This is a genomic window from Mesorhizobium sp. BR1-1-15 (genome assembly GCF_020165475.1).
GTDB lineage: Bacteria > Pseudomonadota > Alphaproteobacteria > Rhizobiales > Rhizobiaceae > Mesorhizobium.
In genome coordinates, this window is sequence record NZ_JAIUIF010000005.1 from 146,479 (window position 1) to 167,895 (window position 21,417).

At 63.2% G+C, this 21,417-nt stretch carries 26 protein-coding genes and 2 pseudogenes; 13 read left to right on the forward strand and 15 right to left on the reverse strand.

The window, feature by feature from the left end; genetic code table 11:
* Positions 1–16: 16 nt before the first annotated feature.
* The 4 genes from LB541_RS11375 to LB541_RS11390 form a co-directional block, all read right to left on the reverse strand.
* Positions 17–817, reverse strand: coding sequence for an ABC transporter permease (locus LB541_RS11375; protein WP_140491547.1), 801 nt, complete (start codon positions 815–817; stop codon positions 17–19).
* Positions 814–1,740 (reverse strand): ABC transporter permease, encoded by a 927-nt coding sequence (locus LB541_RS11380; RefSeq protein WP_224618441.1) that lies wholly within the window; start codon positions 1,738–1,740, stop codon positions 814–816. Before LB541_RS11380 ends, LB541_RS11375 begins: the two co-directional genes overlap by 4 nt.
* The gene (locus LB541_RS11385; RefSeq protein WP_140524271.1) at positions 1,740–2,822 is read right to left on the reverse strand and encodes an ABC transporter ATP-binding protein; all 1,083 of its coding nucleotides are present in this window, start codon (positions 2,820–2,822) and stop codon (positions 1,740–1,742) included. Before LB541_RS11385 ends, LB541_RS11380 begins: the two co-directional genes overlap by 1 nt.
* Before the next feature lie 69 nt (positions 2,823–2,891).
* Entirely contained in the window at positions 2,892–3,932 is a 1,041-nt protein-coding gene (locus tag LB541_RS11390) for an ABC transporter substrate-binding protein (RefSeq protein ID WP_140514265.1), read from the reverse strand.
* Between the two features lie 218 nt (positions 3,933–4,150).
* Here LB541_RS11390 and LB541_RS11395 point away from each other — a divergent pair, with 218 nt between their 5' ends.
* Together LB541_RS11395 and LB541_RS11400 are read left to right on the forward strand one after the other, a co-directional pair.
* Positions 4,151–4,852 carry a GntR family transcriptional regulator gene (locus LB541_RS11395; protein ID WP_181168309.1) on the forward strand — a complete coding sequence of 234 codons (702 nt, stop codon included), beginning with the start codon at positions 4,151–4,153 and terminating at the stop codon, positions 4,850–4,852.
* 141 nt (positions 4,853–4,993) lie between these two features.
* A complete protein-coding gene (locus LB541_RS11400) occupies positions 4,994–5,551 on the forward strand; it encodes a TMEM175 family protein (RefSeq protein WP_246670963.1) in 558 nt (185 codons plus the stop codon).
* Positions 5,552–5,709: 158 nt separating this feature from the next.
* On the opposite strand, the gene LB541_RS11405 is transcribed toward LB541_RS11400, so the two are convergent.
* The 5 genes from LB541_RS11405 to LB541_RS11425 form a co-directional block, all read right to left on the reverse strand.
* Positions 5,710–6,486 (reverse strand): carboxymuconolactone decarboxylase family protein, encoded by a 777-nt coding sequence (locus tag LB541_RS11405; protein WP_140491534.1) that lies wholly within the window; start codon positions 6,484–6,486, stop codon positions 5,710–5,712.
* 27 nt (positions 6,487–6,513) lie between these two features.
* Entirely contained in the window at positions 6,514–6,972 is a 459-nt protein-coding gene (locus tag LB541_RS11410) for a cupin domain-containing protein (RefSeq protein ID WP_140662475.1), read from the reverse strand.
* A 56-nt stretch (positions 6,973–7,028) separates the two neighbouring features.
* Positions 7,029–8,045, reverse strand: coding sequence for a zinc-dependent alcohol dehydrogenase family protein (locus LB541_RS11415; protein WP_140662473.1), 1,017 nt, complete (start codon positions 8,043–8,045; stop codon positions 7,029–7,031).
* Between the two features lie 16 nt (positions 8,046–8,061).
* Complete coding sequence (locus LB541_RS11420) at positions 8,062–8,412, reverse strand: cyclophilin-like fold protein (protein WP_318012490.1); 351 nt, start codon at positions 8,410–8,412, stop codon at positions 8,062–8,064.
* Positions 8,413–8,525: 113 nt separating this feature from the next.
* Positions 8,526–9,716 (reverse strand): MFS transporter, encoded by a 1,191-nt coding sequence (locus LB541_RS11425; RefSeq protein ID WP_140662471.1) that lies wholly within the window; start codon positions 9,714–9,716, stop codon positions 8,526–8,528.
* Between the two features lie 167 nt (positions 9,717–9,883).
* Between LB541_RS11425 and LB541_RS11430 the strand changes: the two genes are divergently transcribed.
* Positions 9,884–10,777, forward strand: a complete 894-nt coding sequence (locus LB541_RS11430; protein WP_140662469.1) for a LysR family transcriptional regulator — start codon at positions 9,884–9,886, stop codon at positions 10,775–10,777.
* 61 nt (positions 10,778–10,838) lie between these two features.
* Here LB541_RS11430 and LB541_RS11435 read toward each other — a convergent pair whose 3' ends face one another.
* Entirely contained in the window at positions 10,839–11,270 is a 432-nt protein-coding gene (locus LB541_RS11435) for a nuclear transport factor 2 family protein (protein WP_140662935.1), read from the reverse strand.
* Positions 11,271–11,297: 27 nt separating this feature from the next.
* Positions 11,298–12,254, reverse strand: coding sequence for an alpha/beta fold hydrolase (locus LB541_RS11440; RefSeq protein ID WP_263488066.1), 957 nt, complete (start codon positions 12,252–12,254; stop codon positions 11,298–11,300).
* 302 nt (positions 12,255–12,556) lie between these two features.
* Between LB541_RS11440 and LB541_RS11445 the strand changes: the two genes are divergently transcribed.
* The 9 genes and pseudogenes from LB541_RS11445 (at position 12,557) to LB541_RS11485 (ending at position 17,858) form a co-directional block, all read left to right on the forward strand.
* A complete protein-coding gene (locus tag LB541_RS11445; protein ID WP_140762987.1) occupies positions 12,557–12,889 on the forward strand; it encodes an ArsR/SmtB family transcription factor in 333 nt (110 codons plus the stop codon).
* A 15-nt stretch (positions 12,890–12,904) separates the two neighbouring features.
* Positions 12,905–12,997, forward strand: a pseudogene (locus LB541_RS11450) (arsenate reductase ArsC); the annotation flags it as partial.
* Positions 12,998–13,014: 17 nt separating this feature from the next.
* Positions 13,015–14,100 carry an ACR3 family arsenite efflux transporter gene (gene arsB, locus LB541_RS11455; protein ID WP_263488067.1) on the forward strand — a complete coding sequence of 362 codons (1,086 nt, stop codon included), beginning with the start codon at positions 13,015–13,017 and terminating at the stop codon, positions 14,098–14,100.
* A gap of 171 nt (positions 14,101–14,271) precedes the next feature.
* Positions 14,272–14,853, forward strand: coding sequence for a TetR/AcrR family transcriptional regulator (locus tag LB541_RS11460; protein ID WP_224618444.1), 582 nt, complete (start codon positions 14,272–14,274; stop codon positions 14,851–14,853).
* A gap of 95 nt (positions 14,854–14,948) precedes the next feature.
* Complete coding sequence (locus LB541_RS11465; RefSeq protein WP_140582781.1) at positions 14,949–15,572, forward strand: hypothetical protein; 624 nt, start codon at positions 14,949–14,951, stop codon at positions 15,570–15,572.
* Between the two features lie 96 nt (positions 15,573–15,668).
* Positions 15,669–16,259, forward strand: a complete 591-nt coding sequence (locus tag LB541_RS11470; protein ID WP_224618445.1) for a DUF308 domain-containing protein — start codon at positions 15,669–15,671, stop codon at positions 16,257–16,259.
* Positions 16,260–16,307: 48 nt separating this feature from the next.
* Positions 16,308–16,514 (forward strand): annotated as a pseudogene (locus LB541_RS11475) (multicopper oxidase domain-containing protein); the annotation flags it as partial.
* Positions 16,515–16,691: 177 nt separating this feature from the next.
* A complete protein-coding gene (locus LB541_RS11480) occupies positions 16,692–17,066 on the forward strand; it encodes an avidin/streptavidin family protein (RefSeq protein WP_140628607.1) in 375 nt (124 codons plus the stop codon).
* Between the two features lie 138 nt (positions 17,067–17,204).
* Entirely contained in the window at positions 17,205–17,858 is a 654-nt protein-coding gene (locus LB541_RS11485; RefSeq protein WP_140554645.1) for a hypothetical protein, read from the forward strand.
* Positions 17,859–17,923: 65 nt separating this feature from the next.
* Here LB541_RS11485 and LB541_RS11490 read toward each other — a convergent pair whose 3' ends face one another.
* From LB541_RS11490 to LB541_RS11505, 4 genes are all read right to left on the reverse strand, one after another.
* A complete protein-coding gene (locus LB541_RS11490; protein WP_140625228.1) occupies positions 17,924–18,217 on the reverse strand; it encodes a muconolactone Delta-isomerase family protein in 294 nt (97 codons plus the stop codon).
* Between the two features lie 73 nt (positions 18,218–18,290).
* Entirely contained in the window at positions 18,291–18,563 is a 273-nt protein-coding gene (locus LB541_RS11495; RefSeq protein WP_224618447.1) for a DUF1127 domain-containing protein, read from the reverse strand.
* A gap of 94 nt (positions 18,564–18,657) precedes the next feature.
* Positions 18,658–18,897, reverse strand: a complete 240-nt coding sequence (locus LB541_RS11500) for a DUF680 domain-containing protein (protein WP_224618449.1) — start codon at positions 18,895–18,897, stop codon at positions 18,658–18,660.
* A 300-nt stretch (positions 18,898–19,197) separates the two neighbouring features.
* Positions 19,198–20,109 (reverse strand): LysR family transcriptional regulator, encoded by a 912-nt coding sequence (locus tag LB541_RS11505; RefSeq protein WP_140514286.1) that lies wholly within the window; start codon positions 20,107–20,109, stop codon positions 19,198–19,200.
* A gap of 121 nt (positions 20,110–20,230) precedes the next feature.
* On the opposite strand from LB541_RS11505, the gene LB541_RS11510 reads away from it, so the two are divergent.
* Positions 20,231–21,385 carry an HlyD family secretion protein gene (locus LB541_RS11510; RefSeq protein WP_224618452.1) on the forward strand — a complete coding sequence of 385 codons (1,155 nt, stop codon included), beginning with the start codon at positions 20,231–20,233 and terminating at the stop codon, positions 21,383–21,385.
* Positions 21,386–21,417 lie beyond the last annotated feature (32 nt).

A 21,417-nucleotide genomic window follows, 5' to 3' on the forward strand; every position in this document is an offset into this window, starting at 1 on the left:
AATTGGTCCGGTGAAATCAATGCCGTCTGCCGAAGATCTGCGCCACCGACAAGAGCACGACCGACAGCACGATCAGGCAGGTCGAGATGGCAGCGATCGTCGGGTCTATCTGGTCGCGCAGGGCGTTGAACATGCGGCGCGTCAAGGTCGTCGTCTCGCCGCCCGAGATGAACAGCGAAACCACCACTTCGTCGAAGGAGGTGATGAAGGCAAACAGCGCGCCCGAAACGATCGAGAAGCGGATCTGCGGCATGGTCACCTGCCAGAAGGCGGCGACGCGTCCGGCGCCGAGGCTGCGCGCCACGCGCTCCTGGTTCATGTCATAGGAGCGCAAGCCGGACAGCACCGTCAGCACCACCAGCGGCAGCGCCTGCACCGTATGCGCGATGACCAGGCCGGTCAGCGTGTTGTTGAGCCCGATGCGCGCATAGAGGAAGAAGGTGCCGATGCCGATCAAGATCACCGGCACGATCAGCGACGCGGTCATCAGCGCGTTGATGGTGCCGTTGAAGCGCAGGGTGCCCCGGTTGATGGCATAGGCGGCGGCCGTGCCGAGCGGCGTCGCCACCAGCGCGGTCATAACGGCCACCTTGACCGAGACCACCGTCGCGTCGCGCCACTCCAGCGACTGGAAGTAGGTCTGGTACCAACGCAGCGACCATTGCTGCGGCGGAAACTGCAGCAGCGTCGAATCCGAAAACGACATGATGACGATGATGACCGACGGCGCGATCAGGAACAGCAGCACGAGGCCGCCCAGCGCATAGAGCCACAGACGTTGCCGGTGCGAGATCGGCAGGCCGACATCTCCGCTCATCGCGAACTCCACACACCTGTGGCGCGCGCGCCGAGCAGCCACTGGAACAGGCCGAGCAGCGCCAGCGTGACCACGAGCAGCACGACGCCGAGCGCCGCGCCGGCGCCCCAGTTGGAATAGAGGCTGGTGGTCTGTTCCATGCGCATCGCCCACATGACGACCTTGCCGCCGCCCATCAGCGCCGGGGTGACGAAAAAGCCGAGACACAGCACGAAAACGATGACCACGCCGGAGGCGAGGCCAGGCAGCGACAGCGGAAAGAAGATCTGGCGGAAGGTGGCGACCGGGCCGGCGCCCAGGTTCATCCCGGCGCGCAGGCAGTCGGTGTCGATGGTCTTCATCGAGGCGTAGAGCGGCAGCACCAGGAACGGCAGCAATATATGCGTCATGCCGATGACGACGCCCGACAAATTGTTGGCGAGCGGCAGCGGCTGGCTGATGACTCCGAGGTCGATCAGCCAACTGTTGATCAGCCCCTTGCGCTGCAGGATCACCAGCCAGGCATAGGTGCGCACCAGCACCGATGTCCAGAACGGCAGGATGACGAAGATCAGGCAGATCGACGCCGCCCGGCGCGGCAGTTGCGACAGCATATAGGCCAAGGGATAGCCCAGCAGCACGCAGGCGGCGGTGACGATGAAGGCGACCTTGAAGGTGGTGAGGAAGGTCTTGATATAGGAGACTTGCTCGAAGAGGCGCGCATAGTTGGCGGCGCTCAAGACGCCGACCTCGTCGAACAGCGACAGCCAGAACAGCCAGCCGATCGGCACGATGATGATGGCAAAGACGAAGAACAGGCTTGGCGACAGCAGCGCCAGCAGCCGAAACTGCTCGCGCCGCGCATCGGCGCGCAACGCATGCGCGTTCAGGTCCTGGGTCATGGCGCCAATTGCCTCGTCCATCGTGGCGGTTTGCACGCTCATCAGTCCGCCGCCACCAGGATCGTATCCTGCGCATCGAGGCCAAGCGCGATCGGCTGCCCGGAGGCCGGCAACCTGGCCAGCACGTCGCTGCGGCAATAGTCGCGCAATGTCAGCTGCCTGCCGTCGCGCAGCACGGCGTAGCAGACGAAGCTGTCGCCCTGATAAATCACGTCACTGAGCGTCGCGCTGAGCACGTTGACGCCCTTGGCCGGCTCTGCATTTGACAGCAGCCGCAGCTTTTCCGGCCGCACCACCATCAGCTGCTGGCCCGATGCCGGCGCCGGCGCCGCGGTGTGGATTTGCCTGTCCTCGTACCAGACCGAACCGGAGCGGCATTCGACGGGAATGAAATTCGATTCCCCGATGAAGCCGGCGACGAACCGGGTGCGCGGCGCGGCGTAGAGAATTTCGGGCTTGTCGAGCTGCTCGATGCGCCCGGCATTCATGACGGCGATACGATCCGACATGGTAATCGCCTCGCGCTGGTCGTGCGTGACATAGACAGTCGTCATGCCAAGCCGCCGATGCAGGGCGCGCAGTTCGATCTGCATGTGCTCGCGCAGGCCCTTGTCCAACGCCGACAGCGGCTCGTCCATCAGCACGATGCGCGGCTCGAACACGATGGCACGCGCCAGCGCCACGCGCTGGCGCTGGCCACCGGAGAGCTGGTCGACGCGCCGTTCGCCGAGGCCCTGCAACTTCACCAGCTCCAGCGCTTTTTCGACGCGTTCCACCGTCTCGGCGGCCGGAACGCGGCGCTGCTTCAGCGGAAAGGCGATGTTGTGGAAGACGTTCATATGCGGGAACAGGGCATAGTTCTGGAACACCATGCCGATATTGCGCCTGTGCGGCGGCGTGGTGATGATCTCCTCGTCGCCGACCTTGATTGAGCCGGCATTGGCCCTGACGAATCCCGCCAGGATCATCAGCAGCGTCGTCTTTCCGGAGCCGGAAGGGCCGAGCAACGTCAGGAATTCGCCGGCCGCGACGTCGAGATTGAGGTCGCGCAGCACCGATACGGAGCCAAAACGTTTCTCTATCGCGCGCATGCCGATCGGCAGCGCGGATGGCGCAATGGACAAGATTGTTTTCTCCTAGGCAGGACTCCAAGAAGCAGGGCCAGGCGGCCCCGCAATGTCAGGGTTTCCGGTCTATTGCTGGATCAGATTGTTGAACTTCTCCGTCGCCTCGACGAGGTTGTCGCGCCAGAACTCGGCGTCCTGCAGCACCTGCTTCTTGACGTTCTCAGGCGACGAGTTGATGTCCTTGATCCGCTCCGGCGGGATCTTCCCGGTCTCGAACGCCTTCTCGTTGACCGGTCCGTTGTCGACATAAAGCGGCAGATTGGCCTGTAATTGCGGACTGACGAACATCGCCAGCGCCTTCATCGCGACCTCCTTGTTCTTGGCGCCCTTGGGAATGACCATGCAGTCGGCCGTGAGTACGCCCTGGTCGAAGGAGAAGCTGACCGGCGCGCCTTCCTTCTTCAAGGTGCCGGCGCGGCCGTTCCAGATGCTTGCCATGTCGACCTCGCCGTCCTTCACCAGTTGCATGGCCTGCGCGCCGGAAGTCCACCAGGCATCGACATGGCCACGGATCTTGTCGACCGATTTCAGCGCGCCGTCGATGTCGACAGGATAGACCTTGTCGATCGGAATGCCTTCGGCGAGGGCTGCAACGCTAAGCGTCTCCGTCGCCTGGCTGCTGCTCAGTGCGCGCCGTCCGGGAAACTTCTCCACATTCCAGAAGTCGGCCCAGGTCTTGGGGCCTTTGTCACCGAATACGTCGGTCCGGTAGACGAGTACCACGGAGGTGTAGGAGATGCCGACCCAGTCGTCATGCACGAGCTTGGGATTGATGCCGCTCTTGTCGATGAGGTTGTAGTCGAGCTTTTCGAAAAGCCCTTCCTTCGAGCCGCGCGCGCATTCGTCGGCGCCGAGCTCGGTGATGTCCCACTTCACCGCGTTGCCTGTCACCTGCAGGCGCACGTCATCGAGACCGTTGGTGGTGTCTTCCTTGATGGTGATGCCGAGCGCATCGGCGGTCGGCTTGAAGAAGGCCTTGGCCTGCGCCTCCTGATAGGTGCCGCCCCATGAGGCGACGGTAATGGTGTCGCCTGCCGCGGCGGGCGCCGTGACCGTGGCCATGAGGCCCGCTATGGCAACGACGCTAATGCCTTTGGTGCTGTTCATTTCGGTTCTCCAACCGGTGTTCCCATTGTTTTTGATTTCGCATGCGATTTTGTATACAATCTTGAGTGTAGCTCGGGGATCAGCGAAGTCAACACCGCTCGGCGGGGCCTTGGGGCCACCGACCCGGGGCCGGGGAATGGCAAAACGCGCCGATTTTGAATACAGCTACGCGCGAAACACATCGATTTCCGGCACGGACCGGAGACTGGATACGGAACTTGGCCAAGGAAACAAAAAACACGCTGCGCGACTCGGTCTATTCCGCGCTCAAGGCAATGATCGTGACCGGCCAGATCCCGCCGGGCGCGCGCGTCACCGAGAGCGACATTGCGGCAAAGCTGAATGTCAGCCGCACGCCCGTGCGCGAGGCCTTCAACCGCCTCGAGCGCGACGGGTTGGTCACCGGCCGGCCGCGGCAGGGCTACGCCGTCACCGAGTTCGACATAAACATGTTCCGCGAGGCCTTCGACATCCGCGAACTGCTCGACGGCCACGCCACCGAACTGGCGGCGGCTGCGGCCACCGAGAAAGACAAGGCGCGGCTGCGCGCCATGCTGGCCGAATGCGAGAGGCTGGCCGCCATTGCGGATCGAACCACAAGGGAAAAATTCCAGGAGCTTGAAGTCGGCATCGATCTGCACCGCGTCATCGCCGAAATCAGCGGCAATGCCATGCTGCACGGCATGCTGTGCGGCATCCTCGACAGGTGCCAGCACTATGTCTGGACGGAACTGCTGTGGCTCGACGAATGGAAGATCGCCCGCGACGAGCATGCCGAGATCGTCGAGGCGATCTGCGCCGGCGACGCCAAGCGCGCCGGCGCCCTGGCGCGCGCCCATGTGCGCGGCTCGCGCGAGAACGTGCTGCGCCTGCTGCAGGCCAAATCGGATTACCAGAGCTTTCTGGCCAAGGCGTCGTGAGCGGGGTTGGACTTGGCGCGAAGCAACGCGTTAGCGATCTCGACTGGGCAGCCATGGATATTGCGGGTGGCGATGCTACCATAGGCCGGACGAACCTCGACAAGGACACTCCAGGTGCTTCCCTCGACAGGGCTTGAGCGATTGAGCGCATTTTCGGATGGCGTGTTCGCCGTCCTTATCACCGTGCTCGTGCTTGACCTGCGTCCACCGGAGGTGCCGACCTTCACCGCGTTGCTGGCCTTGTGGCCGACATGGCTGAGCTACGGCGTGAGCTATCTCTTCATCGCCATCGTCTGGGCGAATCACCATCATCTCCTGCGCCACGCCACGGCGGCGACGACCAGCCTGATGTGGTACAATTTCGCGCACCTGTTTTCGGTGTCGCTGCTGCCGTTGGCAACCGCGTGGATGGCGGTCAGCGAGCTGGCCCCGCAGCCGGTGGCGTTCTACGCGGTCGTCTTCTTCCTGGTGAACCTGACCTACATTCTCCTGATCCGGGAACTCATCGACCCGATGCCGGCCGACACCGTTCCGCTCAAGGTGCGCAAGGTCATGCGCATCCGCTCGATGGTGACGCTGTGCCTTTTCGGCTTGGCGGCGGTCGTCGCCCTGAAATACCCGATCGCCGGACTGGCGATCTGTTGCTGCTGCCTGACGGTCTATCTCCGGCCGGAAGCGCCGGGATCGCGCGCCGGCTGAGCGCAATGTCAGGTCATGCCGCCCGCGTCGGCTTTCGGCCTCGATCCGCCAGACCGCCCTGAATTTGCGCTGGGCAGTCTCCAGATGCTCGCCGCATCGCCACTTGGCCGCGTCAGGCCGCGCGGCTCGAACGGCAGGGTCGTTACGGTCGAAAATGATCAGTCGGCGGAGCGCTTCTCGAATACGGAGCGTGCGACCGGGGCTGCCGAGAAAGCGTTTGGCCATCCCGCGTAATAGGCGAGATGACTGATCACCTCCGAGGCCTCGGCGCGCGTCAGTCCATTATCCATGGCCCTGTTGAGATGATAGGGAATCTGCTCCACCTGACCGGCGGCGACCAGCGCGCTGACCGTCACCAGGCTGCGGTCGCGCGGCGCGAGATCGGGACGCAGCCACAGGTCGCGAAACAGCACTTCCGTCGTGTCGCGCACCAGGCCCGGCGACGCCGGTCCCGTGCCTTGCTCGACCCGTGCGGCACGATCGGCCTCCGCCTTTTCGTCGAGCGGCAGCAAATCGACGACAGCCTTGGGGAGCTGGTCCGACCCGATGCCGCGTGCCTCGAACACCGCTTTGGCGATCGCCGTGGCTGCCATCGCGTTGCCCCACCCGGCATAGAAGGCAAGATGCGTGATCATCTCCGAGATCTCGGCCGGCTTCACGCCACTGTCGAGGGCGAGGCTCAACTGCTCCGGCAGGAGTATGCCCTGGTTGCGGGTGACCACCGCCGCGATGGTGACGATGCTGCGATCGCGCCGCGACAGGCCGGGGCGCTTCCAAACGTCATTGGCAAGCTTGTCCGTCGCATAGCGCGCAAGGGCGGGCGAGACGGCCTGCACATCCTCTGGAGGCAGGCTGCCGGTCTGCGATCCCGTCTGCGCCGCAGCGTCGGCAGCCCCCATCGACAAAGCGAGTGCGAGAATGGTTGAAGGTTTCATGATGATGCCTTTCGTTCCTGCGTACGGTCAGCGGTATTGCTCGTCGGAGACAGGCTCCAGCCAGTCGACATTCTTGCCGTCATGCATGTAGCTCAACGCGATATGGGCCATCGGGCTGGTGGCGGTCGCGCCATGCCAGTGCTTCACCCCGGCGGGAATCCAGACGACGTCGCCTGGATTGATGACGCGGGCCTCCTTGCCGTCTTCGCGAATCCAGCCTTGGCCTGATGTGACGATCAGCAATTGACCGGCAGGATGGGTGTGCCAGACGGTGCGCGCTCCGGGAGCAAAGTTCACCAGCCCTGTGCTTGCGCGCGTTATCTCGGTGGCGGGAAACAGCGCAGTGACGACCGCTTGCCCGGTAAAGTTTTCTGCCGCTCCGATCATCGCCGGCGTGCTGCCGTTTGTCCGGATTTCGATGCCCTGCGCTTGGACGGGCATGGTTCCCGCCACACTCGCGGCCGCTGCTGTCAGGATTTTCTTCATTTTGGTCTCCTTGAGGTTTGCTCCCCTGCATTTGTGGGCTGAACCCAGCGCGGCGCTTACAGACGAAGCAGCGTCTTGATCGCCCGCCTCTCATCCATGGCGCGATAGCCCTCGGCGACATCGGCCAGCGGCAGGGTCAGGTCGAAGACCTTGCCGGGATTGATCTTGCGCTCCAGCACCAGATCCATCAGATGCGGAAGAAAACGGCGCACGGGCGCGGGGCCGCCGAGCAGGCTCTTCTGGGCGAAGAAGAGGCCCTGGCCGTCGAGCTGGACGCCATGCGGCACGCCGACGAAGCCGATCGAGCCGCCGGGGCGGGCACAGTTGATCGCCTGCATCATGGATTCCTGCGTGCCGACGCATTCCAGCACGGATTCCGCGCCGACGCCGCGGGTCAGATCCTTGATCCGCGCCACGCCGTCATCGCCGCGCTCCGAAATGATATCGGTGGCGCCGAATTCGAGCGCGAGATCCTGGCGCGTCTTGTGGCGGCTCATGGCGATGATGCGCTCCGCGCCCATCTGCTTGGCCGCGAGCACGCCCATCAGCCCGACCGCGCCGTCACCCACGACGACCGCGGTCGCGCCGGGCTCGACGCGCGCGGCGTCGGCGGCATACCAGCCGGTGCCAAGCACATCCGATGCCGCCAGCAGGCTCGGGATCAGATCGTCCTCGGGCATGCCGGGGGTGGCGACCAGCGTGCCGTCGGCAAGTGGCACGCGCAGCATCGGCGCCTGCGCCCGGCTCATGAACTCGCGCTGCTCGCAGGACGAGGGGAAGCCGAAGCGGCAATGCGGGCAGGTGTTGTCGGAGGTGCAGAACGAGCCGACGACGAACTGGCCGGGCTTCACCGCTCTCACCGCGCTGCCCACTTCCACCACCACGCCGCAATATTCGTGGCCCATATGCATCGGTTCGTTCAGCGGCTGGAGCCCGCGATAGGGCCACAGGTCGGAGCCGCAGATGCAGGTGGCCGAGAGCTTGAGGATGGCGTCGGTGGGATGAAGGATTTCGGGCTCCGCCACTTCCTCGCAGCGGATGTCGCCGGCACCGTAGAGAACTGTTCCGAGCATGGTTTTCTCCTTGAGCCTATGTCAGGCGTTCTATGCGTATGTTGAAGCGTCCGCCGCGCAGCAGCGGCGCGATACCGCTGTCGAGCCGGCCGAGCCGGATCAGGCCGCGCGAATACCGGTAGGGGCCATAAAAGAAGATGAGATTGCCCCAGGGCGCGTAGTAGGCGATGTCGCCGATGGCCTCACTGTCGAACGGGCCGCTGCCCTCGATCCGCAATTTGCGCGGCAGGTAGCCGATCTTCTCGACGGATGCGTAGTCTTCCAGTGTCAGGTCCAGCGGCAGCATCGCGGCGAAATCCTGCGCGCTCGGATTGTCGAACAGGGAGGCCGTCAGGCGCATCGCGTCCACTTCAATAGCAATCCTCATCAACGATTTCTCCTGTCCGTCCGTTCCGCGGGCTTGGCCTGGCGCGGCGGAGGGCGCGAACGCGGCTGCCAGTGCGGCGGCAACTGCGGTGCGGCGTGTCATGTGGCTGCGTGTCATGGCGCGTCCTTGCCATGATCATGGGCGGCTGCCGCCGCGGCCAGCGCGGATCCCACAAGCGGCACCGCCCCGAGTGCGAAGGGGCTTCGCCAGCCGAGCGTGTCCAGCAGCAGGCCGCCGCCCGCCGCCCCGAGCGTGATGGCGAACTGGATGACGGCAACCTGCAAGCCGCCGCCGGCTTCGGCATCGTCGCGCAGCGCGCGGCTCAGCCAGGTGCCCCAGCCGACCGGCGCCGCGGTTCCGAAAAAGCCCCAGCCGACGAGCAACGCGGTGACGGCCATCGGCATCGATCCAAGCACGATCAATGCGACGGCCAGCAGCGCCATGGCCAGCGGAATGATGATGACGATGCTGTAGAGCCGCGTCTTGAGCAGCCGGCCTATGGTCCAGGTGCCGGCGACGCCTGCTAGTCCCATCACGAGCAGGATCGCCGAGAGCGCCGAAACGCCGACACCGGTCACGGTTTCCAGGAAAGGCCTGAGATAGGTGAAGAGCGCGAACTGGCCCATGAAGAGCAACAGGATCGAGGCCATGCCGAGCGCGACCTGACGGCGCAGCAGCAGCCGGAAGACATTGCCCGACGCCTTGCGGCCGCGTGGCGGCAGCGCAGGCAGGCTGAGGCTTTGCCAGACAAGGGCAAAGAGGGCCAACGGCACCACGAGGAAGAACGCGCCGCGCCAGCCGACATAATCGCCGAGCAGGCTTCCGAGCGGCGCCGATATGGTTGCCGCGACGGCGTTGCCGGCGTTGATCATCGCCAGGCCCTCGGGCACGGAGTCCTCCGGCACGAGGCGCATCACGATCGCGGTGGACATCGACCAGAAACCGCCGATGGCAATGCCGAGCAAGGCGCGGCCGATCATCAGCACGGCATAGTTGGGCGCAAAGGTCACCACCAGGCCGGACACGGCGAGCAGCAGCGAGAACGACGTCAGCACCAGCTTGCGGTCGATATGCCGCGTCAGGCCAGCGATGAACAGGCTGGTGACGACCGCGAAGATGCCGGAGACCGAGATCGCCTGTCCCGCCCGGCCTTCGGTGATGCCGAGCCCGTCGGCGATCGGCGTCAGCAAGCTCACCGGCGTGAACTCGGAAGCGATAAGGACGGCGACGCAAAGCGTCATCGAGAACACCGCACCCCATGCTGCCCGAGGCTTCACCAGCCTGTCGTCGTAAGTCGTTTCCATCAGCCGTCACCACGCACAAAAAGCCGGCCGCCGGAAAACGCATCGGCGGCCTGTTCGCGACAGGAGATAGCGCCGGACTATTGGAATGATTAGCGGCTGAAAGTCGCTTGAACTTATCGATGCAGGCCATAAATAACGTCGGGCCGTATTCAGCGGGGCAGAAGGCCATGCGCGAAAACTTCAACGATCTTCTGTGGTTCCTGATGGTGGCCGAGGAGCGCAGTTTCACCAAGGCCGCCGCCAAGATCGGTATTACTCAATCGACCCTCAGCCACACCATCAAGCGGCTCGAAACGCGCCTGGGCCTGCGGCTGCTGGCGCGAACGACGCGCAGTGTCTCGACGACCGAGGCGGGGGAGCGGTTGCGTCAATCCCTGGCACCGCGCATCGTCGATATCGAAACCGACATCGCGGCGCTGACGGCCTATCGCGACAAACCCTCGGGGACCGTGCGCATCACCGTCTCCGATCATGCCCTCGAGCAGCTGGTCTGGCCGAAACTGCGGCCCGTCCTTGCCGACTATCCTGACATCAAGCTCGAATTCAGCCGGGACAACGGATTGCGCAACATTGTCGAGGATGGTTTCGATGCTGGCGTGCGGCTTGGCGAAAGCGTGGAGAAGGACATGATCGCCGTGCGCATCGGGCCGGACTGGCGGCTTGTTGCCGTAGGCTCGCCGGCCTACATCGCCGGACGTGGCGTGCCGAAGGCGCCGCAGGACCTGATCGGCCACAATTGCATCAACCTGCGCATGACCAGCGCCGGTGGCCTCTATGCCTGGGAATTCCAGAAGGCCGGCCAGGCTCTGCGCGTGCGCGTCGATGGCCAGCTCGTGTTCAACTCGACCCTGCCGATGGTCGACGCCGCCATTGCCGGCTACGGGCTTGCCTATGTGCCCGAGGATCTGGTCACGGCGCATGTTGCCGCCGGCCGGCTGCAACTCGTGCTCGACGATTGGGCGCCGAAATTCGCCGGCTATTACCTATACTATCCAAGCAGTCGCCAGAACTCGCCGGCCTTCAAGGTCATTGTCGAAGCGCTTCGAAAACACAGCCAATGATGGCCACCACACAGAAGCCGAGGACGGGGCTGAGCACAACCGGGAATGGGAGCGGCGGACCTCAGATGATGCCGTGCTTCCTTAACAGCGCCTGCTCATCGCCCGCCACCCATCCGAATATCTTCGGCTCCCCGTCGAGTTTCCGGACAAGGTAGTGAACGTCGAAATCTATCCCGACGTCCGCTTGGCCCTCGCGGGCATAGGTCGCGGTCCACGCAACATGGGCAACGCAATGATGCTCGTCGATCGGCGAGATGCCGATGTCGCGTATCCGCATCTCTTTCGTTCCGATCGCCCGGTAGTGAGCATAGCCCTGAGCCATGACTTGCTTGAGTTGATCGTCGTTCTTTCCGGTCACGACGCCGGCAGGCGAGGCGGCTATGAACTCCGACGTGTAGAGCGACGCGGCCTCATCCATATCCATGCCGCCGCCAAGCGACGCCTTGAAAAATCGCTGATAGCGTTCAAAAAATCTCTTTACGCTCATCTCCATGATTTCCGCTCCGGTCGTGTCCTCGGGTCAGCGCTGTTCCCGCAAGCTCCGGAGGAAATGGATCATCGCGGCATTGACCTCGTCCGGGCGTTCCTGCTGGGTCCAGTGCCCGCAGCCGGGCAGCATCAACTTGTCGCGGAGTTGCGGGACGAAATTTCCGAGATTGGCCAGCAACTGGTCCATTCCGGGGAAGGCGACCACCAGATCGCGGTCGCCCGCTATATAGAGCGCGGGAACCTTGATCCGCGCGCCGGCAAAGGGCGCCATCAGCTCCCAGTTCCGGTCGATGTTGCGGTACCAGTTGAGACCTCCCGCGAAGCCGGTGCGCTGGAACTCGCCGGCGTAGAAATCGAGGTCGCCTTGGCTGAGCCAGGGCGGTAGGCCCGGCGGTGCCTCGACGGCTTGCAGGAAACCTCCATCATGTGGAACCATGCCGATTCCACCCCCGCTCGTGCCCGAGGCATCCCCCGATGCGGCGTAAAGCATGGCCCGCACCGTGGTCCGGGGGTCCCGCTCCAGCTCGGCTTCTGCAATGCCGGGTTGCTGGAAATAGAGCTGGTAGAATTGGGAGTCCGTCGTTCGCGGCATCACGCTGGTTGGGCGCACCTTGGCCCGCGGCCGGAACGGCACGCTGAGACCGATGACGGCTTGAAACCGGTCCGGGCGCATCAGCGCCGCGTGCCAGGCGACGACGGCGCCCCAGTCATGGCCGGCGATGATGGCGGTCGGCGCTTCGAGGGCGTCAAGAAGGCCCACCATGTCGCCGACCAGATGGAAGAGCGTATACTGTTCGACCGCCTCCGGCCGATCGCTCTTGCCATAGCCCCGCATGTCGGGGGCGACGGCGTGAAAGCCCGCCGCCGCGAGCGCGTCCAACTGATGGCGCCAGGAATACCAGGATTCGGGAAAGCCGTGGCACAAGAGCACCAAAGGGCCATCGCCCTGCTCCGCGACGTTGAGGCGGACGCCGTTGGTCTCGACCATTCGCTGTGTCGGTTCGCTCACGGCTGCTTCTCACGCTCGTGTGTCAGTCTCTGTTTAACGGCTGGCGGCGGACGCCGCAACGAGTGGGTTGAGCGAACCGACTGCCTGTCCCGAAGGTCACGCATCTTTTTGTCGCCGGTCTCAGGAGTGATCGCGGCAATGAATATCCGACATTCGGTCAGTGCCCCGCTTTGCGGTTCCGAACTCCTGCCCCAGCTTCAAACGCGATGAGCGCGCTGCCTATCGTCATCCGGCTGTCATATGTTGGCACTACGAAGCCTTAGTTCTGGATTTATGGATGCATGGATAAAAAATCAGCTCTCCTCGCTTTGGCGGCACTCGGCCAGGATACAAGGCTCGAGGTCTTTCGCCTGCTTGTCCAGGCGGGCGCCGAGGGGACCCCCGCCGGCGAGATCGCTTCCCGCCTCGACATCGTGCAGAACACGATGTCGGCGCACCTCAAGGTTCTTGACCATGCCGGCCTCGTCCGCGCCGAGCGCGATGGTCGCACAATCCGCTATGTTGCCGACATGACCGGATTCCGCGATCTGCTCGCCTATCTCATGGAAGACTGCTGCAATGGCGCGCCGGAACTCTGTCGGCCCGTGATCCAGGCGGTCACCTGCAAGTGTTAGAAGGAGGCACCCGCCATGAGCGAGCCATACAACGTTCTTTTCCTCTGCACGGGCAATTCGGCAAGGTCGATCATCGCCGAGGCGACAATCAACCTTCCGAAAGCCGGCTGAGCAAGGAAAGTATCATGAACGATCACGCTTTGAGCGCGGGCGGCGGCATTGGTTTCGTCGAGAAATACCTGACCGTGTGGGTGGCGCTGTGCATCGTCGCCGGCATCGCTCTCGGCCATCTCATGCCAGGCGTCTTCCACGCCGTCGGCGAGGCCGAGATTGCCAAGGTCAACCTGCCGGTCGCAGCACTGATCTGGCTGATGATCGTGCCGATGCTGGTCAAGATCGACTTCGCCGCGCTCGGCCACGTGAAGGAGCATTGGCGCGGAATCGGTGTGACACTGTTCGTCAATTGGGCGGTGAAGCCGTTCTCGATGGCGGCGCTCGGCTGGCTGTTCATAGGGTATCTCTTCCGGCCTTATCTGCCGGCCGACCAGATCGACAGCTATATCGCCGGCCTTATCATCTTGGCGGCCGCGCCCTGCACAGCGATGGTCTTCGTGTGGTCGAACCTGACAAAAGGCGAACCGCATTTCACGCTGAGCCAGGTCGCACTTAACGACACCATCATGATCTTCGCCTTCGCGCCGATCGTCGGCTTGCTGCTCGGCCTCTCGGCCATCACCGTGCCCTGGAATACGCTCGTCCTCTCCGTCACGCTTTACATCGTCGTGCCGGTCATCGGCGCCCAACTCCTGCGTCGGCGGCTGCTCGCCGCGGGCCGCGAAGCCGCCTTGAAGCGATTTCTCGAGCGGCTTCAGCCGCTCTCGCTCATAGCCCTGCTTGCCACGCTTGTGCTGCTGTTCGGATTTCAGGGCGTGCAGATCCTGGCGCAGCCGCTGATCATCGCGCTGCTGGCCGTGCCGATCCTGATCCAGGTCTATTTCAATTCAGGGCTCGCTTACCTGCTCAACCGTGTCTCGGGCGAACAGCATTGCGTCGCCGGCCCCTCGGCCCTGATCGGCGCTTCGAATTTCTTCGAACTGGCGGTCGCCGCCGCCATCAGCCTGTTCGGCTTTCAGTCGGGGGCGGCGCTCGCCACCGTCGTCGGCGTGCTGATCGAAGTGCCGGTCATGCTCACCGTGGTCTGGATCGTGAACCGCTCCAAAGGCTGGTACGAGGGCGGCCGGGCAGTGTCCCGTGTTGCCGAAAAACATTAATGCTCGACCCTGATCGAAAAATTGCGAAATAGCCGTTGATCCTCAGCCGGCCGGGCAGCCTGCTGGTTGACTGCTTTGCAGGAAAAGCTCGGGCCGCGCGACGCACTGCCGTTAATTGCGCGGGGTATCCGTCCGCTTGACAGTCTGCCTACTAGAAGGTAGACAGGTCGCATGAGCAACTTTTCAAAGACATCTGACGAGATTTTGGCCTCCGCACAAAAGCTCATCATCGCCGGCGGCTATAATGGATTCAGCTACGCAGACATCGCGGCCGTGGTCGGCATACGCAAGGCCAGCATCCACCACCACTTCCCCAGCAAGGTCGATCTGGTGCGTACGCTTGTGTCGCGTTACCGCGAGAACGCCGAAGCCGGCATGGCCGATCTCGAGCGCAGCGTGCCTGAACCGCTCGAACTCGTTCAGGCCTACGCGGGTTATTGGGCCAGATGCATCGAGGATGCAAGCATCCCGTTCTGCGTATGTGCGCTGCTGGCAAGCGAACTTCCAGCGCTTCCGAACGAGGTCACCTCGGAGGTACGGGCATATTTTCAGTTTCTCTCGGCGTGGCTGACGTCGGTCATCGAACGCGGCGAACAGCAAGGCTCCCTGAAAATCTCTGGCCCGGCGCGGATAGAGGCAGAGGCGCTCATGGCCACTGTTCATGGCGCCATGCTATCGGCTCGGGCATACGGAAAGCCTGGCGTCTTCGCTACAATTCTCGGCCCGACCCTGCGGAGGCTGAAGCCCGAATGATATCAGTGCCGGGCGGCTAAGCGACGGGTCGCCCCGACAAGAGCATCCACAAATGCGCCGCAGTAAACTACCAACTAGTAGGTAAGGAATTCCCCATGTTTCACAAACTCCTCTCGGCTCTCTTGGTCATCGGTATCCCGGCGACCTTCGCCATCACGGCGCCCGCTCAGGCTCAAAGCCGGGAGGCCGAGCAGATCCACATCAGGGGCAGCGTGGTGACCTTCAGCGCTTCGACGCTGAAGGTCACCACGCGGGAAGGCGAGACTGTTGACGTTGTCCTGGCTGATGGCTGGAAGATATCCGCCGTCGCTGCTGCGAAGGTGGCCGATATCAAGCCAGGCGACTTCGTCGGAATTGCCTCGCTGCCGAAGGACAAGGGCGGTGACGGCGCTCTGGAAGTCCTGATCTTCCCGCCCGCGCTGAAAGGCGCAGGTGAGGGAAACTACGGGTGGGATCTGAGGCCTGACAGCAGCATGACCAACGCAACAGTCGCCGATGCCGTCAAGGACGTCGACGGGCGCACCGTGACCGTGTCCTACCAAGGCAAGGAAAAGAAGATCGCGATCCCGGATGGCACCCCCGTCGTGACCCTCGCTCCGGCAACTCAGGATGATCTGGTCCCGGGTGCCGTCGTCTTCATAGCAGGCGAGAAGGCCGCAAGCGAAACGATCGGTCATCAGGTCGTCGTTGGCAAAAATGGCGTGGTCCCGCCCATGTGAGCCAGGTCGCCGCTCGTTCGCAGGCTGACAAGCGCCTCGGCCACCTGTGGTCGCCGAGCATCAGACAAACATTGAACCATACCCGAAGGATATCCAATGAGACGTGATCGCGTTGAAGTTGCTTCAAATGGCCAGGACAAGTGGCTCAAGCTGTATTACCTCGCCCGCGCGGCCTTTTCCGTCGTCTGGGTCGTGGCCGCTTTGACGGTCGGCCGGCAGTCGGCGTCCATCGCGGCTGTCTTGCTTGTTGCCTATCCTGTCTGGGATGCAGCCGCCAATTATGTCGATGCTTCCCGCAACGGCGGGCTTGCCGTCAATCCTACGCAAGCATTCAACATCGCAGTCAGTTCGGTGGTCGCCCTTGCAGTCATCATGGCGCTGGCCATGAACATGAATTGGGTTCTCGGCGTTTTCGGCGCGTGGGTAATCTTCTCCGGCCTGCTGCAGCTTGGAACCGCAATCCGGCGCTGGAAAACCGCCGGAGGCCAATGGGCCATGATCTTGAGCGGAGGCCAATCGGCTGTCGCCGGCGCCTTCTTCATCGCGCAAGCGCAGATGTCCGCACCGCCCTCGATCGCCAACATCGCAGGCTACGCTAGCTTCGGCGCCTTCTATTTCCTCGTCTCAGCCCTTTGGCTCACCGTCTCGCATTCGCGGCGCCGGAAAGTGGCATCCGTTCAAGTATGATCCACATTGTCGGTCTACTGCGTATCCCATCGTGGTCCGGCGATCGACATTCATGGCGGACCATTCGAGGTCGTCGCGCGCGACGGCGAGACCATCTCCCCTTCGGCCCGCTTCCTCGCCGACACGATCAATGTCGGTCCGGGCCAGCGCTATGATGTCGTCTGGACGGCGCGGCGACCCGGAAAATGGCTCATCCACTGCCACATTCCCCACCACGCGACGAACAACAATGTCGAGGAAAAGGGCGGCGGCTGATGGTCGTCATCGACGTCAGCTGACGCGGGCGCCGGAATTGGCGCTGTTGCGGCATCAGCGCCGCACTTGGCCCGGCGACGGCTGCCCAGAGGTTGGCCTCGACGCCCAGCGACGCAGGCAGCCTCGGAACACGGGCGGGCCCTGCACGTTGATCCCGAACCGCTCGTGGAGTGCACCATGCCAGATTGGATCGGGACTTGGCGAAACCAATACGGCTCGACCGTCATCATCGAGGACGATGCGGAAGGCGTCATCCGCGGCATGTTCAGGACGGCGTTGGAAGACAGCAGTTTCTTTGGTCAGGAACTTTCGATCCATGGCGCTGCTTGCGGCGACGTAATCGGCTTCACGGCTGCGGGACAGGGCAAGGCCGGGCCTGCGGCCGTGAGCTACACCGGTATTCTGCGGGAAAGTAAGCTCGAGATGCTTTGGCATACCGTTGCAGGGCAGACCCTTACCGCATCGGCGGAAGGGGCGCCTGCCAGGATGGTCAGAGTTGGGGCATGGCGCGCCTTCGGGACCAGCCTGGATGTGTTCGAGCGCGTGGAATGACCCAGCCTCTCGGGCCGGCGTGGCTCCATGGGCGGCTACGGAAGGCCGCCAGGCCCGCATATGCGCGACTGAAGGCGGCTTGCCGATCCTGAGCGATTTCGGCGGCGCTGTGGTCGAGCCGACCGGAGGACGGATGGGATGGCGGAAGAAGGCAACGACGCGCGGGTAGTCCTGCAGTGCATGACAACCGAGCACTTCGTGCTGCAGACCGCCCGCGCGGCCACCATTCAGGAGGCGAATCAGCGCGCCAATCTGTTCCTCACGTCGGTCTCAAGCGCGGCGATCGCTCTGTCATTCGTGGCGCAGGTCACGAAAATGGGCACGCCGTTCGTGCTGTTCAGCCTGATCTTGCTGCCCTGCGTTTTCTTCATCGGCCTGGTCACCTTCGTCCGCGCCGTGCAGGTCGCCATTGAGGACATGGTGCACGCCCGTGGAATGGCGCGGATCCGGCACTACTACGTCGAAGTCGCGCCCGCCATGCAAAGCTACCTCGTTCATCCCACGCATGACGATCGCTCGGCGGTGCTCGTGGACAAGGGGCTCAGCCCATCGCCGTTGCAGTATTTCATGACCACGGCCGGAATGGTGAGCGTGATCAGCAGCGCCATCGCAGGTGTCTTTACGGGCATAGCCGCCACAGCGGCAGCCGGCGCCGGAATGGCTCTCGGTGTGGCAGCCGGGATGCTCGCCTTCGCTGCAAGCGTGTTCGTGCTGCGCAGCTACCACCTGCGGGCTTGGACGGCGGCCGAGCAAAGACTGACGGTTCTTTTCCCAGGCACGCGCGGGGAATGAAGCTCTGCGGAGCCAGGGATCGCTTGGCCGAGGTCCCATATACCATGCATGCCTTGTGACATCTTCTATTGCCGCGGCCCAAAGCCTCTATATGGCCGTAGCGGAACAATGGAGACCGTTTCCTGCATGCCGCTTTTGAACAGCGGAAGGGCATTGAGCACCGAGCGAACCTCTTCCTCCGCTTCGGCCTCCATGAGAAGACAAGCGCCGCCCATGTCGCCGCGATTCCAGATTTGTCGCACGGTGCTCGCCATGAAGAGTCGGCGAACGCCTTCGGCTTCGGCTTCCAGTCTCTCGGGCGTGTAGTCCGCGTCGTTGAAGCTTTCCGTCCGCCGACGTGTCAAGACGATGAACTGCATGTTCTTTCTCCTGTTGATGAAGGTAAGGCTTTCCGGTTTGTCCCGTTGGGCGCTTGATGCCTGTCACGGTTATTTAGCGGCCATCGGTTGGAACTGGGCGGAAAGGATCGGTTTTCCAGTCTCGGCCGGCAACGTCGGCGCGAGAAAGACCGATGTCTTGCAATTGCGAGTCCGTGAGTTCCATCAGCATGCGGCGGCTCCGGCGCCTTTCCATACCGGCTTCGACCCAGACCAAGATCGCCGCGACGCGCGCCATCAGAATCTGTAGAGCCTCGACTCCACGCCGCTGCGGTGCACTCCTTGTTTCGGCCCGCTCCAAGGCGGCGCCGTTGACGACTGCGTCCATCGCATTTCTCCTTTTTTTCGCGACCGGTCGAACCCCGAGGCGAAGGCGGCGAATGAGCCCGCTGCTTTGGGGGTTCGGCGGCCGGAGCCGGTGTCTAACGGTTGCCGAAAAGGTCCCGGCGACGCTCGACCGCCTGATCCTGCGCGATGGCCGCATTGGAGCCCGCATTGAGCAGTTCGTAGGCTGCACTATGCGCGATCGAGGACGTGTGGGTGTTGTCGAGCTGTTCCCGGGCAATCGCACTGATGTCGGAACCGCCGACATTCGGGTTCTCGGCGAGTGCGGCGCCAGTGATGGCCAGGAACGCGGCGGTGGCAAGAGCGATCTTTTTCATGGAAATCTCCTAAGGTTGAGTTCTGGACTTGGGTTCAAGAACAGGTCCTTGCCTGTTCGCCAAGACGATGCATCTTGGGCCCACTCATGATAATCATCGAAGATTGGGAAGGATCATCCGCCAAGAGCGGATAATAGGATCATGAGCGGGCGCGCTGCCTCAGCGCTGACCCCTCCCGGATCGAGGATTTTGCCATGTCGGTGCTGGCAATCGCTCCGGCCCTTGCCCGCATGTGGCCGGCCAGAAGATCAGAAGGGACATCAGCCCGCCGACTTTCCGGCGCGGACGGTGGACTGCTGTTCAGTACTTCAATTCCATCCATCTGCGGTGTTCGGCAAAGCGCTCGGCCAACAGATCGATGAAAGTCCTGACCTTGGCCGAGACATGGTGACGATGCGGATAGAACGCGTTGATCGCGAACTCGACTCCTGAATATTCCTCCAGCACCCGGACAAGGCGCCCGGCGCTCAGGTCGTCGGCCACGAGGAAGGGCGGCGGTATGAACAGACCGCGGCCGTCGAGAGCAAGGCGTCTGAGCGTCTCCTGGCTGTTGGTCAATAAGTTGCCATCGACGCGGACGGAAACGGGCTCGCCGTCGGGGTCCTCGAAACGCCACTCGTTACCGAAAGGATATGACGCATGGCGCATGCAATTGTGGCGTGCGAGGTCATCGGGCCGACGCGGTGTTCCATGGCGTTCGAAATAGCCGGGCGAACCGCAGACGATGTTGCGCCATGAGGTCAGCCGCCGCACGATCAGGCTCGAATCGGGAAGCGGCAGCGAACGCACGTCAAGGTCGAAGCCCTCCTCCACCATGTCGACCATTCTTTCGCCGACGGTGAGATCGACCGAAACAGCCGGATAAAGGTTGACGAATTCGGAAACGATCGGCGCCAGAAAACGGATGACGCTCATGCTGGAATGAAGGCGAAGCGTGCCTTGCGGCGTCGCCTGAAGTGCTCCCGCGACGCGGTCCGCCTCCTCCAGATCGGCGAGGATCTGCGAGGAACGCTGATAGTAAGCCTGGCCGATCTCGGTCAGGCTCACCTTGCGGGTGGTGCGGTTGAGAAGCCGGACGCCGAGCCTGTCCTCCAGCGCCTGGACGTGGTTGCTGACCATGGTCGTCGACATGTTGAGGCGTCGGGCTGCCGCGGAAAAGCCGCCGCATTCCACAACGCGGCCAAACACCGTCAAGCTCGTGAGCCTGTCCATTTCGATTATCCGCTCTTAATGGATGATCCTTCTGTTCTTTCCTCGATTATCACATCAAGATTGCCGTTGCATCGTCCTTGCACCAATCGGCCACTCGGCCCGACCGTGAGAGGAGATTACGATGAACGTAAGCGTCAAAGCCGCCACCTTGGAATACCCGGTTGAGGTGAAGCCCGCGCTGCGGGCCCGCAAGACGATGATCAAGCGCACCGTTGTCGGGTTGGGTCTGGTGGTCGGCCTGACCGCGGCTGCGCTCTACGGCTATGACTATTGGACGGTCGGGCAGTATCTGCAATCGACCGACGATGCCTATGTCAAGGCCGACTATACGACTGTCGCGCCGAAGATCTCGGGCCACATCGCCGAGGTGCTGGTCGATGACAACACTCCCGTCAAGGCGGGCCAGGTTCTGGCCCGCATCGACGACCGCGACTTCAGGACCGCGCTCGACCAAGCGCAAGCCAATGTCGAAGCAGCCGAAGCGACGCTGCATAACCTCGACGCCCAGATCGGCCTGCAGCATTCGGTGGTCGAACAGCAAAAGGCCAACGTCGCCGCAACCGAGGCGAAGCTCAAATTCGCGCAGCAGGAGGGTGACCGCTATAAAACCCTGCTGAAAAGCGGCTACGGCACCAGCCAACGCGCCCAGCAAGCCGCGGCCTCCCTTGGCGAAAACGAAGCCCAACTGCGGCGGGATCGCGCCGCACTGGTTGCTGCCCGCAAAGCGATCGACGTGCTCACGACTGAGCGCGGCAAGGCGGAGGCCGAGCGCGACAGCAGCCAGGCCGCCCTGCGTCAGGCGAAACTCAATCTCTCCTACACCACGATCACAGCGCCCGTCGACGGCACCGTCGGGGCCCGTTCGCTTCGCGTCGGCCAGTATGTGCAGGCCGGCACGCTGCTCATGGCGGTGGTGCCGCTGAATGCGGTCTATGTCGTGGCCAATTTCAAGGAAACACAGCTCACTCATGTGCAGAGCGGACAGCCGGTCGAGATCGCCGTCGACGGCTTTCCCGGCGTGGCACTCAAGGGCCGCGTCGACAGTGTGTCGCCGGCCAGCGGTCTCGAGTTCGCGCTGCTGCCCCCGGATAACGCCACCGGCAATTTCACCAAGATCGTGCAGCGCATCCCGGTGAAGATCGCGATCAACGACGGCAGGCTCGCCGGCAAGCTGCGCGCCGGCATGTCGGCGGAACCGACGATCGACACGAAGGCAACCATCCTGGCCGAACGGGGTGAACCGGACAGCGGCCGCCGGATCATCGCCGGCTGGTAACTCGTAGCGGCTGCGCGAGGTTCTCCGGGACC